Source organism: Bacillus sp. V59.32b (assembly GCF_003429085.1).
GTDB lineage: Bacteria > Bacillota > Bacilli > Bacillales > DSM-1321 > Peribacillus.
Genome location: NZ_QVTC01000003.1, coordinates 36,531 through 54,711, shown reverse-complemented (window position 1 = coordinate 54,711; position 18,181 = coordinate 36,531). Strand labels below are relative to the sequence as shown.

Annotated in this window: 8 protein-coding genes; all 8 read right to left on the bottom strand. The window is 36.9% G+C overall.

Translation table 11 applies throughout. The features are described from left to right. Nucleotides 1-144: 144 nt before the first annotated feature. A complete protein-coding gene (gene dpdD, locus D0463_RS00635; protein ID WP_117303958.1) occupies nt 145-2,406 on the bottom strand; it encodes a protein DpdD in 2,262 nt (753 codons plus the stop codon). Next, the gene (gene dpdK, locus D0463_RS00630) at nt 2,403-2,909 is read right to left on the bottom strand and encodes a phospholipase D-like domain-containing protein DpdK (RefSeq protein WP_117303956.1); all 507 of its coding nucleotides are present in this window, start codon (nt 2,907-2,909) and stop codon (nt 2,403-2,405) included. Before dpdK ends, dpdD begins: the two co-directional genes overlap by 4 nt. Further along, nucleotides 2,902-7,362: a protein DpdJ gene (gene dpdJ / locus D0463_RS00625; RefSeq protein ID WP_117303954.1), complete on the bottom strand. Its 4,461-nt coding sequence runs from the start codon at nt 7,360-7,362 to the stop codon at nt 2,902-2,904. Before dpdJ ends, dpdK begins: the two co-directional genes overlap by 8 nt. 17 nt (nt 7,363-7,379) lie before the next feature. Beyond that, nucleotides 7,380-8,036: a hypothetical protein gene (locus D0463_RS00620; protein WP_117303952.1), complete on the bottom strand. Its 657-nt coding sequence runs from the start codon at nt 8,034-8,036 to the stop codon at nt 7,380-7,382. Continuing rightward, a complete protein-coding gene (locus D0463_RS00615) occupies nt 8,023-11,262 on the bottom strand; it encodes a P-loop domain-containing protein (RefSeq protein ID WP_133299551.1) in 3,240 nt (1,079 codons plus the stop codon). Before D0463_RS00615 ends, D0463_RS00620 begins: the two co-directional genes overlap by 14 nt. Then, nucleotides 11,259-12,080 carry a hypothetical protein gene (locus D0463_RS00610; protein WP_117303947.1) on the bottom strand — a complete coding sequence of 274 codons (822 nt, stop codon included), beginning with the start codon at nt 12,078-12,080 and terminating at the stop codon, nt 11,259-11,261. Before D0463_RS00610 ends, D0463_RS00615 begins: the two co-directional genes overlap by 4 nt. An 83-nt stretch (nt 12,081-12,163) precedes the next feature. Continuing rightward, nucleotides 12,164-14,752, bottom strand: a complete 2,589-nt coding sequence (gene dpdF / locus D0463_RS00605) for a protein DpdF (protein WP_117303945.1) — start codon at nt 14,750-14,752, stop codon at nt 12,164-12,166. Further along, on the bottom strand, nt 14,745-18,056 hold the full coding sequence (locus D0463_RS00600; protein ID WP_160118330.1) for an SNF2-related protein: 3,312 nt from the start codon (nt 18,054-18,056) through the stop codon (nt 14,745-14,747). Before D0463_RS00600 ends, dpdF begins: the two co-directional genes overlap by 8 nt. Nucleotides 18,057-18,181: the final 125 nt, after the last annotated feature.

Genomic DNA, 18,181 nt, shown 5'->3' with positions numbered 1-18,181 from the left:
GATACCTTGACTATCGATGTGCAAATTTTAATTTTATTGTTCAGGCACAGGTTTTCATGTCCAGAACTTGTATAAGTAAAAAATTGCCCTCTTTCAAGCAATAGAGAGCAGTATTATTATCGATTTTTAGAGATAAAATGGAATTTAAATTGTTACTAAGCTTTTAAAGTATTTTTCTATCTCGACAACAATACTTGATGTGCCCGATGAACTAGGATAAACCGGCTCGTTTTTTATATATGGAGTAATTCCGTAGTACAAAGCATGTTTCATTGCTGTAGTAACAAGAACAACAACATCCGAGGAACTTGCAAGGCTTTTTGCCTGTGTTGTTAGATGAGTATCCATATTTATGCGGATCTTTAAATTAGGATTTCTCATCACAAGTTGTTCAGCTGCACGTCTGGCCGCATTTTCTCTTAATGTAAAAATCACTATGGAGGTTACTGGCGCTAATTCCAGTTCTTCTATTTCAGTTATTTCATTTTCAACTAAATCTTGCACTTTATTAATTAAAAACTTTTCCCCACCGATAATTTGGCCAATCTTTACCCAATCAATAATTTCTATGTCTGATAACGTTGATATTCCATTTAACAGTGTGGAAGTCCATTGGTTCCAAACGTTGCTTAAATCCTCCAACTTCTGACCATAATCACAAAACAGCTCAAGCGTAAATAAAAGGTTGGGAATCATAATATTCATTGGAGTAATGGAATACCATTGGCTTGCCCAGTGCCAATACTTATCAATTTCAACCACATTGATCTGAAGCAAGCCCTCGAAAAGACGGTTTAAATGATTCGTATTAATTTTATTCTTATTACAATGAAGCAAAAGAAGTTCAACTGAATCAGCGTATAAATCTGCTGCAATTGTCCGCGGAAATTCTTTATCACGGATTAATTCAGAAATAAAGATTATAATTCCTTCATTAAGTACTACAGTTTTTTTTGAATCTAAAGTTGACAATGCTACTTCCAAAACAATATTACTTAATTCCACTACCATTGAAGGCGACCAAATAAACAAGGGAAGTTTCTCCTGGTCATATAAAACTTCAAACAACGGATCAAATGATTCGGTATCTGTTTCTAAAACTTTTAGAAACCAATGGTTCCAAGTATATTTTATGTCTTCTTGACGAGCCTTTTTTTGTATTCCCTCATTCGTCATTTTAATAAAGAGAATGTAATTCTTTGTTTTATTATCTTTTGATAAACTATCTTGCGCTGCTTTAGGAAGTTCTAAAAACAGTTGATAGGTTTCATTCTGGATCTCACTTGATCCGGTCTCGAAACCTAGAACAGATAACATACCCACTTTTTCTTTTGAATTATCGCAATCTTTTAAGGCTAAATATGCATCATCGTATTGACGATTTATCAGAAATTGTTTTGCTCTTTCCTCAGACGATACACTTGGAGGTAAAACACGAACAGGATTTTCAGAAAACTTTGTTTCTAAATAACAGATTAAATTTAAAGTCTCATCGTCTCTAACCTGATCTTTTATGAAATAAAGTTTTTCAAGGTTTTGCTCAAATGTAGATTGATAAGCAAAAATCCGGTAAATATGGTCGCCCATTATTCCGAGATGACTATGCAATAAAGTACTCAGTCGAAAACGATTAGCAGTAAACTTTTGAAAACTCTTTTCAAAATCATTGTTCACTTCATCATCTGCCAAATTGACAAAATAAAATGCAGATAACATTGCTTCTTTAACTTCTTTGGGAAGTCTCTGCAGACCGGATAAGGTTTCGAATTCTTTCCAATACCAGATATCTTTCCATTTGCTCTGGGCCGATAACAATTCTACATACAGAAATAAGAAATTTTCATCCGAAACATAGTGGCCGTCACGGATTACATTTAATGTTTGCTCCGCTTCCGCCCATTCCATCATCCCAAGATGATTTCTAAATTTATTTCTTAATGTATAAGCATTTATGACCGATTCCTGCCATTTAATTGTAGGTTTTCTGTTTAACACTATCAACCAAAGTTTAAGTAATTCCCAAATTTTATTTACATCAGCATTGCTTGTTTTGAACATATAATACCCGTTCGGAAACAAGTCGCTGCCCAGACGACCAAGCTCTGAAGTGTCTCTTACAAACATGCGCTTTAGGACAACGTCATCTATGTTGTATGGGGAAATGAACTTTTTTAACGATGAATAATCAAATGTTAAAGTTTGCTCATCACTTTGTAAGCAAAGCCATACTGTCTCACCCTTGTTTTGAAAAGGCAAAATAGCTGTTAGTCCTTCTGTTAAGCGATTGACCATTTCTTGAAAAATAGACTGGTCCACAAAAAATTGTCCATTTATTTCTTTGGATTTATAGTCGGCTTCACTCATTTTTAGTAAAAAGCGCAGGAATTCTATTCTTGAGGTATTCATATAATTTTCGACTCCTCCCAACGCTGCCTAAATGAAATAAGAGCTTCATTTATTTCTGATAATTCAGTTGTTGTCCTTAAACTTTCCTTGTTCAAATAGATACCGCTGTACGTAAAGTTCATTGAACCATGGACAAAGACATTGTTGGATACTAACCCTTTATCATGGTTTTGTTCCAACTTTCTGAACTTTACCTGATGATAAAGTGCATCTATTAACGGCTTCGTTTCGTCACGATCATTGTCACAAATGACTCTGACTGAAACTCCTTTCCACGCTAAAGTGGAAAGGATATCTGAAAGGTAAATTGTTTTGGACTTAATCAAAGGAAATACATCTGTATACTGATTATTCCTGTTCTCAATCAAAGGCGAATTGCTTAAGAATGGTGAAATCAAATACAATTCCGGGCTTGGATTCATTGCTTCTGCTACAAACAATGAGACTAAATAATCCCTAAGGACAGTGCTTCCCCCAAATGAACGAATAATCCGATTAGACATATGACACCTCCCTAACACTCACGTCATAAAACCAATTATCCCCATTATTCGTCACTCTTTCTAAAAATGGATAATACAATTGGAATTTAAATTCTATTGGAGTATGGAATAAACGGAATAATTCAGTCTGGAATGCCTTCTTTTCCATAGTCGATAGAACAATCCGCAATCGTTTTTCTAACTCAAGAGTCTTTGTTGCTTCTTCAAAAAAGTCAGGGCTTGGATAATGCAGTATCTCATGTGTTGGTTTCACCAATGCTTTTAACAATAACCTTGATGGTTTAAGGAATGACTGGAAGGAACTATATATATTCAAACATTCCGGGCAGGAATCGTGGCAATCATGTACTAAAAAGGATTCTAGGAATAAAAAAGTTTGCCTTTCAGTTGTTAACTGAAGATTTGCATCTTCCATAAGGCCCCTTAACCTTGTGTCCATTTCTTCCCGTTTCAAACTTGCTACAGAAAAGACATTTGGTTGAATATGAAATTTCAATCTATCTTCTTCATTTTCCCAGTCTTCATGTATTTCCTTCATAAACAAATCGGTCTTTGCAGAGCGGTTGCTGCGGAAAAACTTGCTCGACATAGCCATAATAAGATCCCTTTTCGGAGGTATGCCAAGTTGGTCAAGAAGGGACTGCAATTTCCCCAGATATTCCTGCTGGAATTCAACACGTTGTTCCTCGCGTATTTTTTCTATTAAGTCTGAAAGGTTGTTATCCTCAATATGGTTTAAAACGGATTTTATAGAAGAAGCAATCATATGTCTTTGGCAATTATTAATATTGCTTAAAATTAATTCTTCGAATACAGCGGGATTGTTTTTTAGCGATGAAACAATTTTTGTGATGATCCCTAATCCGCCTGATTCTGTTTCAGATATCAATATACGGTTCCCGATGACGTCGATATTGGTATCTTCGGTATTAACGTCAGGAAGCATTTCCTCAAGGGCTGCTTTAAGTGCCGCTGCCATTGAATCAATGATGGTTAATTGCATCCAGTGGTGGAATTGTCTGTTGTCTTTCAGGTCACCTTCAAGTGATTCGATATGCTTAAGGATACAATCCATTAACGAAGAATCTTCAATGAAGGACTGAAGGTTCTTTTTTACTTTTGGATCGTTTGAAGTTGTAGCCTGATCATCCTCATCTTTGGCAATCGTGGAAAGGAAGATTGCTTCGAGCGTTCTTTTTGAAATGCCGGCAAGGTCTTTTTTGTAAATTTCTATTGCATTCTTCATCGTAACTTTTTTGCTAATGCAAATTGCCATGACGGAAGATAGGGCAATTTGGGCCAGCCAACCGCGTTGAAAAACATTTAGCCTTTGGGAAACTTCCGGGTCAGTCATTAATAAATAATCAAAAAAAGCAGGTTTTGAGACCGAGATGATTTGTTGAGCAAGCGGCGCATCCAATAATCTATTTGTATCCACTGTTTGTAAATCGAACATAATTGAGTCAACATAGCGTTGGAATCCGAGTGCGCAGTCCTTGCCTTGGTATTCGAATCTGGATACAAAAGGTGTCTCTTCCCCTTTACTGGATTTTTGAACTCCTTCACCATTGATTGCAAATCTCGTGAGTTTTGTGTAATTGTGCTCATCACTTGTGAAGTACTCGACCTTATCGAATACAGACCTTAGAGAACTTTGGATTGGAAATTCTATTTTGTTCTGGAACGTATTTTTTATTGGCTTAATATCCAGTTTCCAATTATATTTTCCAGATGATCTGTCAGAAACAGAAAACGGGATGCTTTCCAGGTTAATAGAAACTGGTTCGAAAACCGGAATGCTCTGTCCTTCTACCTGAAGAGTTTCAATCAATCGGGAATTCATTACGCCAGATTTTACATCTACAATTCCATCCGTTCCAACTGGAAGCCAATGAGCCTCTTTCATTTTGTACACATTAACATACCTTTTCGAAACGTTGCCAGGTGCAAACTCCATAATCCCTTGAACCAGAGGTTGATGATTTACCTTGTTCGAGTTGGGAATGTGAAGGGCCAGTTCGGAAATGTCCAATGACGAGAACAATGTCCTTGGGATATAACCGACAAACGGATCGTTCGAACGTTCTTCTTCATCAATGAATGAAAAATGCTCTTTCAGCTGCGTATACAAAGTAGGTAAAACATCAAAAAAGAACGACCTCGGTTCGCTCCAGGCTATCCTTGTAAGAGTTTTTGCGTCAAGTTGGAGTGATTTCTGCCAATATTCCACCAAATCCTGATCGTTTCCTTCAAGCACTTGTCTCACAATCGATAAAATGAGTTCGGAATAATTCGGGTTTCGGACATATCCTTTTGCACTTAACTTGTCCCTGACATCAAGCAGTTTTGACTGCTTATAAAAACGGTCCATTAACCATTCCATAAACGCAAACAACATTTGTATCTTGATTACATTTGAATTTTGGATTGGCAAATACATTTCATTTAAATTAGGCTGGAAATATAACTCAGGGTAATCATAAATGAAACGGTCACGGCCGTAGGCAGATGAAATAACGACCATCCAAGGCCTCATCCCCCTGACACGGCCTGCCCGGCCTTTCCTTTGCATGAAAGAAGCCAAATTTCTTGGAGCTTTATGCTGGATTACTCCGCCTACCTTTGGATCGTTATAGCCGACTTCCAATGTACTAGTTGCAATGACAAGTTTTGCTTTTTCACTTACTCCTTTATATTGGGACGATGTAATGTCAACGTCCAATGGGGTTTTTAAAGCCCGTTCATCAATTTGATTTGGAGCAAGCCATAATTGTCCTGCCTTATATCGCTCGGTCAAATTAGGATTGCCTTTGATTTCTCTCCTGATTTCTCCCTGATCACGAAGCTTGCTCAAATTTTTTTCCCGTTCAGCATCCAATTCGATATGGAACCACCTGTTAATAACATCCAATTTGTCGGTAAAACCAAATAACTTCGAACCGTAGGCGCCTTTTGAAACATTCGTGTTAATCGGATCCAGCATCCGGCCTAATAACATGGCAGTCTGGACAGATGTCGACAAAAGAGAAGCAGCTGAAAACGGGTCCCCGCGGACTACCATATTGTATTCAATCCCTTCAGACATTAAATCTTTCTCCTGCGGTGTTATGTATTCAATGTATTTTTCTTCTAAACCAACTAATTGAGAAAAGAAGGAGCTTGGGTTTGACAATGTAGCTGATAGACCTACAAACTGGATTCCACGGTTTGGGTGCCACTGTTTTATCAAGTGTTTCAAGCGTCTAAGCAAATATGCCACATGTGCTCCAGTAATGCCTTCGTATATATGAACTTCATCAAGCAGGACCAACATTGGCGGCTTTTGTGCATAGACACCGAATAATTGATTTTCAAATGAGTTGGGTGTCTTTTTGTTTATCATCTCAGTTGTAGTAAAGAGGATGTCAGGTGCAGTCCGGTTCATTCTGTCCCTTGTCAGGACGATATTCTCCTCCCCTATTACCATTTTACACTCGGAACAATGCAACCTTTCAACTTGTTCTTCAACATCTTCTTCCCGCCAAACCATCGGGTGGGAACATTCTGGACATATAAAAAACGGTGATTCATACCCTTTTAGTGTTTTATCCCATTTGCGATCTTTATGGCTTTGTACATCCTTTGCAACTTTTGGTGTATCACCAAATAAACCACCTATGGTCAGGGGACGAATTCCAAATTCCCTGCAAAGTGAATTTAATGCCAGAATTTCTGATAACGCTTCACGGTATTGGTCCTTTAATAGCTCAACACGAGGATAAAGACCAATGATTTTTGTCCAATTGGTTTGATCCTTTGTAACTGCCTCAATAAGAGATGCAAAAGCTGGTATGTAAAAAGATTTCGTTTTTCCGGAACCCGTTCCGGCTCCAATAACAGTGCCTGAATCAAATTTACTTCGGGATTGATTCAAAATCCGTACCATTGAATCCATTTGGAATTGTGAGAGAAACAATTCTCCACCTTTAAGTAATGTTGAAACAACTTTTCTATGGATATTGGAAATTCCAATCACCGAATTTAATTCTTCATTAATGGAAGTCAAGGTGATATTTCGGCGAGGATATTTTCTGTAAGAAAGCATAGGCTTGATGTTGCTCACAAGGTTTTTCCCCGTGTGCCAATCTTCATGGGTAAAGCGCTGCTTTAATAAATAGAGCAACCGAATCGTCTCAGCAAAACGTGAGCGATATAAATGCTTCGGATTTAGTTGGAATAATAGTTTCCTATCCACTAAATTATTCAAAATTCGAAAAGTGTCCCCTTCAGTAATGCCTAATCCGCCAATCAACTCTTCCAATAAAGAAGTAGGAGGGTTGAGCAGAAGAGTCCTTATTTCCTCTTCTGCATCAATCCCACCTCCAATAAATCCCCATTCGAGTAACTGGTTTTCCTTCATTTCTATTTGCGTTAATATTTCTTCAGCAAGAATGTCAAAATCAGTCCGTTTCATGATGGGAATTCTCCTTACTACTTGAATTTAATAAATAACTTGTTCGTTAACTGCTGTTCGCGCAACCAACTGATCACTTCGTCATTCAAATCTTCAATGGTGGCATTATTGGCTGCCACTTTTCCAATAAACTCCTGCACACCCTGACTTGCGTTCATGTCGGAAACCACTTTATTTGCTTGTGCAAGATATTCATGATACCTGGACAATTTGGCTGATGACACCGGCCATACAGTTTCAAATTGTTTTAAGTACATAATTAATTGCTCTATTTCTTGCGGATTGCTGACAATGTTCTTTAGTCTTTCTAATAAACCAATAAGGTCCTGGTTTTTATTTTGGACATATACTGTCCACCGCATTTTCCAGTGATCATCTAATTTCTTTAAAGTTCGTTGAAAGGAGGATACTTCATCTCTATTCAATTTAGCCAAGTCGTAATTAAATAATCCTTCAAGTTGTTTGAGTTCGTAACCCATGCTTCGTTTTGGAAAAATATCATCGTCCATTTGATTGAGGGCCCGGTAACTTTCAAGGATATCTTTGCACTTTTTCAATTCTTGTTTAGCATATTGGCTGAAGGAGTTTATTTTTTTAACATTTTGAAGATCAGTATAAACTTTATTATACTCTTCAAACGTTTTACGAGTTTCAGCTATTTTATTTAACAACATGGCTGATACTCCTTTCATCCAATTCACTGATTACCTCTTTTATTGCCAATAAATCTTGCTTTAGGGCTGTAATCGGATCACCTGAATAAGATTGTAACTCGGTCTTTAGTGATGAAATTTTTGGTGCAATGTCATTGTTCTTCTGTTCAACCAATTTATTAAAATTATCAAGCAACAGATAAAATGGCTGGACTTGAAGAGCAGGGCTGTTTGACAATGCGACCAATTGTTCAGCAAAAACACTTGTATCTTCAAGCGTTTTTAAAACATGGATTTTCGCCGCTACTTCAGGGTAATTTAATACATTATTGTAAAGTACTTCGAACTGTGAATGTTGAAATGGCTCTTTGATTTGTTTTAAATAATCAAGGAAACCAGCCATCGACTTTATTATTTTTTCAATAACATCTTTTGAAGGTTCATCACCTATTAACATTTGAATATTATTGACAAAGTTGGTTGACTGGCTAATTTCTTCTTTAGCGGCTGATTGTATCCGTTGATTAATATCAGGCAATATATTAACAGATGTATACCAGCTATTTGATTTCCCTTTTGGTATGCCATCCAACACCAGTGCAAAATCCTTGCTTGTGATTTTTTTGATTGTGCCAATGATTTCAAATGCATCATAGAAGAAAGTCAGGGATGAATAACCCGCCCTTTTAGTTTCACCTTGAAGCAAATTAAAATAACGTCTAAAGAGGTCTGTATGTTCAAGGTTCAAGTAATTTGTTGATGCTTCCCATGTTTTGTTGTGGTTTTTTATATTATTTTTATTCTTGTCTTTCAATAATTGCAAGTATATTTCTTCAGGGGATCTTTCGGTACCCTTGAAACCGCTAAGTAAGGCAGTAGAATAAAATTCAGCTGACACTAGGTATTCTTCCATAGCCCAATCATTACCCTTATAATCAAATGGCTTCTGTAAAAATGAAACGATATCATCCTTCACTATTTCAAGCCAAGTATGCAAGGAAAGGAGTGCCATAGAGGAATTTGGGAAATCCCAAGTTTTATTGCCCTCATAACGGTAGGAAGCAAGCCCTTCTAGAGTATAGCGAAGCGTATCATTACGCCTAAAAATAAGAGCATTCTCTTCCTTTACTTTTACTGCCTTAGATTGGCCTTCTATTAATACATAATTATTAGTTAAGAAGTCTTTAACAATCAATGTAGAAATACCCTCTAAATCCCAATGGATATATTCACGGATAATATCTAAAATATCGCCAATCATCCAGTTGTTATCAAGCGGTTCACCTTTTGACCATCTTTCAATTTCGCTTATCGCATTTTCCAAATCCGGGTTAGATGGTTCAGTAGATGGAGGAACAACAACTGGTGGATCTATTGCGAGCGGGTCTACTACCGGCGGATCAACTGTTGGAGGGTCTAGTACCGGTTTTATTATTGGTCTTTTTCCTCCACCTGGATTAGGTTTTGGAGAAACAGGAATTCCGTCTCCTCCACGGGCTCCAGCGGGGTCCGGTTTTGGCGCGGTTCTGCCCTGGATCCCAGAAATCGGCTTTAACTTAAAGGATTCAAATACATCATCCTCTAACCCGCCGACAGTTTTCCTGCCGTCTACCATTTGTTCATCCAATGTGCCATTTCCCCAGATACGGAATAAAGTTTCATAACGGCCTTTTTCATCAGCACTGACTTTACTGCTTAAAACCCGATTTAAACTGGTATCCTTCCAATTTGGCAAACGTTTGAAATCTAATAGTACCTTGCCAATGTTCGGTGGAAATTGACCTCTTGGCCCGTAAAGAGCATATTTTTGAATGTACTGCAATAATACAGTCTGCAAGAAGCTCCGTGGAGTTTTTGTCTCCAAATGAACATAAAAGTTCCACAGAGCGGCTTTTGTGAATGGGAAAATGGATAACTCCAAATCATTATCAACTGTAACATTTGCCCATGAATGTTGCCTAAATGCTGTTGCTACAGGAAATTCTTCGAGGCGGTACCCGGTATTTTTCCATTCAAGAATTTGGTCGTCTTCAAGATAAACCGCATTAATATACCTTGCTGCCAGTTCAGCGCTTTCATCCTTGTTTTCCATGACCACATTATCGATTTCGATATGGCTGGTAATCCGGTCTATAATATTGCCAGGTAAAGAAGTATTATAGTAACCATTGGTAATACCTACAAGCGAAACTAAACGGCATAGCGCTAGCGATTTTTCTTCTTCGTGATCGGCAATTAAAACATCTACAAGATCCTTATCTACTCCTGTAAAGGAGGTTATATCTTCGATAAATAGCGTTAAATTCTTACCTTCCTTTTTCAACTCCTGGCGCAAAAGGACGAAAATTTCCTTTAAATCAGTGCCGCGAAGGCTAAGGCATTCTTGTACTACCTTGTCAAGGAACTGGTTCAAATACCTAGCAAGCTCCGCTCGAAACTCCTCAACCTCTTCCTGATCATCTACATTGAAAGCTTCTTGTATGCTGCCAATGAAACGCAGTGCCCTTGGACTAATATCTTTCATCCTCTTGAATTCTTGCGATTCTGCTGAGGTAATTTTGAAATCTTCAGGAAGGAAGTGCGGGTTTACTTCATCCATAATTTCATTATTAACACTTGGTGCAAGCTTTTTCTGTATCCTGTCAAGAGGGCCATTATCACGTAGCATAAAATCACGAGTATCATGGCTGGAAAGAAAATCATATAGGTTTAATCGCTTACTTCTGCGTAGTTTGATATCTCTTGTATCGTCGTCCTCTTGTACCGCAACGTTTAAATGTGCCAGAATGATATTTTTTAAGTGGGCTTTATCTAAATGATTGTTCGCTTCAATCAAATTTTTCAGTTTATGCGAGGTTTCATGATTTTGGATAACTTCTGCATTAATAATTTGCTGCAATGCGCCTTTCAAGGTACTTTGCATCCGGGATATAAAAATGACAGCTTCATTTTTTGCATCGGTTTCGTAATGCTCTTTTATCCAACGAATTAAATGGGATTTTCCCGAACCATTGTCCCCTTTGACAACATGAAATTGATGTTTATCGCGATTGTCCATGATTGTGTTATAGAGTTCATTTTCATGGAAAAATTTTTCCCCATTTAAAAATAATCCTTTGCTCACCATTTTTATTCTTTTAAATGGTTTATGCGTTAACATGAAATAATCTTTATCAACAGTTATCGCATTTATTTGAAATACATCGGAAAGTTTACTTTTATATCTTTGTATATCCATAATAATCAACCTTTCAGTACCATTATTTCAGTTACTTGATTTGGTATGTGATGCGTCGACATATCAGAGAGATACCAAATATCTTCAATGTCTCTTGTATTTTGTAACGAAATAATTTTCATGTCATGTAACGTACTGAGTGCTAGAGACAGTGCAAAGGAAAGTTGTTGGCTGCTATACTGAGTGTTAAATGGCCTATTCAAATTGCCGCCATCCAATTCGGGACATTTTTCTCCAAGCCATTTCATGAAGGTTCTAAAAGGTATCATTTCTCCACTGGGCAAGGCTTGTTTGTCGTTCTCGAGCTCGGTTTGGATTCGATTTGCAGGGTTTACGATAAATTTGCCGTTCATTGTATGGCCTAATCCAAAGTAATTTGCCCAAGTCACCCATCCATTTATATTAGTGTCATTAAATTCGCGATTTTTAGTGTACTGTCTTGTTACATCATTAAAGAAACTATCAGAAAGCTGATCTTTTGTTTCGTTTAATACCTTCTCTCCTCTTGTCATGACCCATGCTGTAAACTTGCCAAATACAAAATCGTTATTATTAAATGCGAGCTGTGAAACATAGTTTTGGAATTCTTTCCGATCGAACACAATTTGTTCAGGTACTTGCAAATGGACCTTCTTATCTTCTCCCAACTTGACCAAACCTCCGTTTAGTGCAAGTCTATAAACCTCTTTTACCTGTGCTCTATCAGAATTAGGTTGCAGTAGTTCCATCAATCTGTCTTGGGTTTGGGAACCATGAGCCAATAGTTTGCACAAAGCATGGACACGACCAGGGGTTTGCATATTTTTCAAATTGTTATCAAATGGCATCTTCCACCATCCTCTCTCTTTATAAACATCTTAGGAATATCCTTAGATCTAACCTTTTATGAGAGAACTCTAAGGACACCTTTTTAAAACATTTCAAGCGAGAACATTTGGTCTTGCCTTTCAAAGAAATCGTCCTTGTTAATGCCTATATAATCTACTAAGTTATCCAGTGATTTTCCTTCTGAAGGGATAAAAATATTCGGTGTAGATACATGGACAATTATTCCTGAAGGATGGGCGTCCAGAAACCTTCTGGACCATTGGAATAATTGGTCATTTAGAAAATCGTCATGCTGATAAAAAATGGCAACCGATCCTTTTAGCAAGTCCAAAGGGTAATTTTTTAATTCATCTCTTGTTAGGAATGTATAATTAACCCAATCTATTTCAGTAGGTGATGCCTTTAATAGTTCAGTATAATTTATATTATTTCCTTCTGGTAAAACGAGAGTCAATATGTTGCAGGCCGTTAATTCTGTGATAATATGCAACAGTGATTCACGGCTCCAATCATCTTTTAAAGGTTTTAAAATAACCTCCTGGAAACCACCCGCAAGTTCTACCAAACTTCCTGATAGAATGGCCTCCGTCTCGATTTCCTGATTATTAAAAGGTATTCTTAATTCCGGCCTGTAATAGGTTAGGTCATTCCTGTCTGAATGGCATGATGGACATCCGCCGCAAGCCTCAACAGCGTTAGGATAGATTTCAATAAAGGATTCTGATATGCAGTGCTGTTCGCTTTTTCGAATTAGTTTCCTCATTTGCCGGAGGTCTTTGTTTACCCGCTCCCTTTCCTTTGCACGATCCGGTTCCAGGCTTGCTTTAAAGTTTGTCTCATTATTTATAACCGAGAAGTTAATTATTTTTAAACGTAACTTCCTTGTAAACTCACCCTTTTCAAGCAAGGTATCCACAATTTCAATGAAACCATGCCTTGCCAGCATAAGGCAAACAGACTCATTCCAGGAAGCATTACTTTTGCCGGATGGCCCTTCAAGTCCAACATGTTGTGCGTTCATAGAAAACCAGAATTCATCGGCTACATCTGTTGCCTCTCTCTTCTCATACATGGCAATCCAACGTTTCCAAGCCATTTCGGTAGTTAACACCGCTTTTGAGGTTAAACCATCCTGTATTTTGACATCTTCTTCATATTGGTAGCTCAATAGGCTAATTGAAGCAAAGCCGTCGCGTCCACCCCGTCCTACTTCCTGATAAAAACGGTTGACGCTTTCAGGCAGACAGCAATGGATGACTGTACGGATATCACGTTTATCTACACCCATCCCAAAGGCAGACGTTGCTACAATAATATCTATTTCATCGTTATTCCACTGTCGGATAATCCTTTCCCGATCTAAGTCTTTGGTATCACCAGTAAATGTATTAATCCGTCTATAGCCAAGTTCACTCATTTTTCCTTTCCAATATACAGCGTCTTCTTTTTTGGAAACGTATAGAATAATAGGTCTTGGCAAATATGGAATCAACTTTGAAATTTTACCATCACGCTCTTTTATTGATCTGTTTTCATCTAATAAAAATGTTGGTTCCAATCGGAGTTCATCTCCGCGTATTTCCGTATATTTGTCATTTTGGCAAAATAAATTCTTTAACAAATTGGTAGCAGCGTCTGTTAATGTCGCCGACAAAAGTATAGTTTTCAATTTCCCTTTTGTCGCTTTTAACAATCTCTTTTGAAAAACGGTCAGCAATTGAAAATCGGTCCTAAAATTGCTGCCCCAATCCATGACGATATGCGCTTCATCAATTACAAATCTTGTAATATTACCCTTATACGCAGCATTTAAGATTTCATTAGATAAAGAACCATTCACTATGGATTCCGGTGAAGTAAACAGAATTGGGAGGGAACCTTCTTTTAATCCATCAAAAATCACGTTCTTTCCCTCTGCTGACAGATCTCCATAATACGCTTGCGGTTTATATTTTTCATTAATGGCGGCAGAGAAAAGCTTAGCTGCTGCCATCTTTTGATCCATCGCCAATGAGACTGTCGGAACAACTACGATGGTCGTACCGACGGTTTTCCTTAAGGAACCTAAAAGAGTACCTCCCTCGGTTTCGTAAAAGGACGGCAAAAGAAAGACTAAACTTTTTCCACCACCTGTTGGCAAAGCAGCCAGGAAAGTTTCCCCTTCTTCCATATTCATGCAAGATTTAACCATCACTTTTTGTGCTTCAGATCGATAGCGCGTAAATCCTGTCATGTGATTCAAGATTCCATCCCCAATTGGCGCATTGCTAATTCTTCTTTCAGGCAGAGAATAAATTTCCTGGACTCTTTCGATGTGTGGGATAGATACAGGGAATTCATTTACAGTATCTACCTCACCATCTAATCCTACGTAAAGCCCAACAGTTTCTGAAAGGTCTTTTAATATTTCCTGCCATTTTGAAGATACCTTCACCCTTGATTGAAACATAAGAATAAACTGGCGCAAATGACCTGCTAAATCAAAAATGGATGCACGGTTGGAATTAGAATTTATTTCATTGAGACATTTAAAGATACGCTTTACACAACTGGTCTTGGATAGAGCTTTAATATCTGAACCGGTCAGAATTTCGTCAAGAGTATTAATTCCTTCGATTACTTCGATTTCTTCCAACAGGACTTTCTGAGTTAGATCAAATATTTTATCCACTCGTATTCACCAACCTGATAAATGCTACTGATTCTAATCGAAAGACCGGGTTTTCAATTCCTTTTTGTACAGCATCAAAAATTGATGATAAATACCTTACATTAGCATCGTCTTCATATCCATAATATAGATTTGAAGCTTTCAATGAATTTATCTTATTCTGGAAATCCTCACGTGCTTTATGGACTTGCACCTCAGATTTAAAAAATTCCTGGACTTTCAACTGACTGTTCTCAAAACTAGATTCAATCATATTCTGCCAAATATCTTTGGGGTAGTCGTCAAGAAACTTTTTTAAAACACCACCTTGTCTTTTTCCTAAGTGCCTTATTACCCTATCTGGAATATCATTTGAAAGTAAAGAAACGATTGTCCTTTCATCAATTTCATCTCCTCCGACGTGCTCAACAGTTTTAAAATGCTCCAATGGGAGATAACCTTGAGCATGATAAAGATGATCTAATGATTCCCCTATATCAATCAATGGTTTTGGATTTAATGACATTGACCATGTGAATACAATACCTTCCCAGTGCACCTCATTGGTTCTAAATTCTATTGCTGTAGATCTTCCAGATGAAAGAGCATAAGCATTATTTACGATTGAATCGAATAATAAGTCTCCGGGAGCAAAGAACATCAAGTCTTCTCGTTCAATCGCTTTCTTTCGTATAAAAGTCCCTCTCAATTCCTTAGAACGTAAAGACCTCTTTCGGGCTTCTTCTAAATCAGGAACAAAATATTGTGAATTATTCATTGATTTAAAATTAAAAGACTTAGGGGAATACATAATTGCTGTCCCTTTTTCCACATCTGTTCCATGCAATCCACAGAAGGAAGACCAAGACATCATCGTTGAAGCCAAAATACCACCATCATTTGCATCAAATTGATGAATTAAATGTAGTAATTGCTTCTCTACTGATTGATCTAATTGTCTAGCAATATCGAAGAATCGTTCTTCCTCTACCTTTTCTCTCATTTTTTGAAGACTCAAGTTTATTTCATTTAATATATTGCTAAGCCCGTTTTCCAAATTCTTTGTAATTGCTTCTGTTATAGCATTTTGGATTTCAAACAAAGCAATTTCAATTCCACTTAAAGACTCATCAAAAACTTGTAGTCCTTCATTCCATAATCTAAATAGTTCTTCCTCTATTGTTTCTTCTGAAATGAATATAACAGAAAGAACATCTTTTTCTCGATTAATGCGGTCAAGCCTTCCTATACGCTGTTCCAAGTCTGTCGGAGTCCAGGGTAAATCAATATGAACCAAAAAATCGGCCATCTGAAAGTTTCGGCCTTCCCCTCCCAGTGGGTCACAAACCATAAATCTGCAGTCAATATTTCTCTGAAAATCGTCTACCGCTGTCTGAAGTTCTTCCTCGTTTTTTCCTTGATAAAAACTTCTAACACTATCTTTACCAAATCTAGCAGTAAGGAGTCGTTCAAATTGGATAATTGTTTCTTTCCACTGAGAAAAAATAACAACCTTTTCGTTTTCCGTATTTTCGGTCAAATAGTCTAAAATATACATTAATCTTCCTTTAATGAGGTCAGGATCATCGTAAAGATCCTGAATATGGAAAAATTCTTTTTCCGCAGCCTTTTTCCATCTTTCTATTATTCCCAATAAATCATTCAAGTACATTTCCTCATCTTTTGAAACAGGAAGAATGTTTAACGGTTTAAAGATTTCACGATCAATGTATACCTCGTTTTCCTTCAGAATTTCCAGTCTTTTTGAAACCACCGATTCAAGTGCCCATGGGGAACTAAACATACTGGATAAAAAGACACGGTGGAAGGATCCTGCTTGGTCTGGCAAATAACCTTTTTGGTTAATAAGATCTAAATAAGATAACAGCGATTCATTTGTATCTAACTCATAATAAAGCAAATCTGAACCTTGCATTTCATAAGAAATTACTTCTTTTTGACGTTTAGGTAGTTGTTGTTCCAATTCTTTACGCCGGTGGCGAATAATTTTTCTTTCAATTTGATAATTTTCAGCTAAATACGCCAAGGCTAATTTAACTTGATCCAAACCTTGGTCATCTGATTCCGGATCAATATTGTCAATTAATCTATCAAAAATTTTATCTTCAAGTCTCTTTGATACTTTTTCAAAGCTATCAATGAAATCTTCTACCAGTTCATCTTCTATATAATCCGGAAGTTCTTGCATCATTTGATAAACGCGTCTCCGAATATAATTCTGTTTTTCCAGCAATGCGTCAAAATGTTGCTCTGATATTTTTAAATATTTATGCGGTTCTAGTAAACGAACTAATTTTAAAAATTCATTATGACGAGACTGTATTGGAGTCGCACTTAGTAACAGAAGATTTTCGACTTTCTGGCTTAATTGAAGTAATTTTTTATATTCATAATCGAGATAAAGTAAACGATGAGTCTCATCTATAATTACTAAATCCCAATTGTCTGCCAATAAATCATCCCATATAGGAGTATTGACTTTTTCTAATGGAAATAACACAAATGGATGCTTTTTGCGGGAGGATTCTTCCCCATGCACTTGAAAATTACTCCAGAATTTAAAGGATAATTCATTTTTCCATTGGTACAATAATGATTCTGGGGTAATTATTAAGATTCTCATATCGCCGATACGTTTTTGCAAGCCCTTCATTATAACAATGGCCTCAATCGTTTTTCCGAGTCCTACTTCATCAGCTAACATAAAACGGCATGGCCTTTCCGATATTGCCCGAACTATTGTATCAACTTGGTGCTTTAGTAAGTAGACACGTGAGCCTACTAATGTATCAAACCCAAAGGTGGCATTTTTTAATGTGTGAAGTGAATTAGTTACAATATCACGTTTTAAATACCATCTGGGATGATTTAGTTCATAATTTATTAGTTGCTTTACTGGGTCGGCATCAGCTCGGTTAAAAGGCACCTTTAGTTGTGTCTCACAAAAAATGTTAATTTTCTTCATTTTAGCCACTATAACTTCGGTGTAGTACCAATTGAACCCTTCTTTATCTTTATGGGAAAACTCAATAATTTTCCCGCTTTGTTTATCATTATTCCATTCCACGATTGTGTTAGGTAAAATATGAACATGTTCAATCTGAGTTTGATGATACCTTTGTTGTTTCGGAACATGATAAACAGAAAAATAATCAAATTGTCTTTCTAAACTATAAAAGTCTACTAAGACTTCTTCATTGTTATAAACACTCTTCACTTGTCCGAGTGCAAACCTTCTGGGTGTTTCAGGATGTTCAATATCTATATTACACCTTACATACATTCCGGTTTTTATTTTACTCATAATTATGATCATCACCTTGTTACAAATAATTACATATTTCTATTATATAATAGTTTTTAGATATATCATATATAAGAAATATTTTGTTGCAACTCGGACGCTTCTGCCATCATATGACTCTATAT

Excerpts from the sequence above, each read along its gene's own strand:
- dpdD (WP_117303958.1), bottom strand. The coding sequence starts at position 2,406 with ATGAATACCTCAAGAATAGAATTCCTGCGCTTTTTACTAAAAATGAGT.
- dpdK (WP_117303956.1), bottom strand. The coding sequence starts at position 2,909 with ATGTCTAATCGGATTATTCGTTCATTTGGGGGAAGCACTGTCCTTAGG.
- dpdJ (WP_117303954.1), bottom strand. The coding sequence starts at position 7,362 with ATGAAACGGACTGATTTTGACATTCTTGCTGAAGAAATATTAACGCAA.
- D0463_RS00620 (WP_117303952.1), bottom strand. The coding sequence starts at position 8,036 with ATGTTGTTAAATAAAATAGCTGAAACTCGTAAAACGTTTGAAGAGTAT.
- D0463_RS00610 (WP_117303947.1), bottom strand. The coding sequence starts at position 12,080 with ATGCCATTTGATAACAATTTGAAAAATATGCAAACCCCTGGTCGTGTC.
- D0463_RS00600 (WP_160118330.1), bottom strand. The coding sequence starts at position 18,056 with ATGAGTAAAATAAAAACCGGAATGTATGTAAGGTGTAATATAGATATT.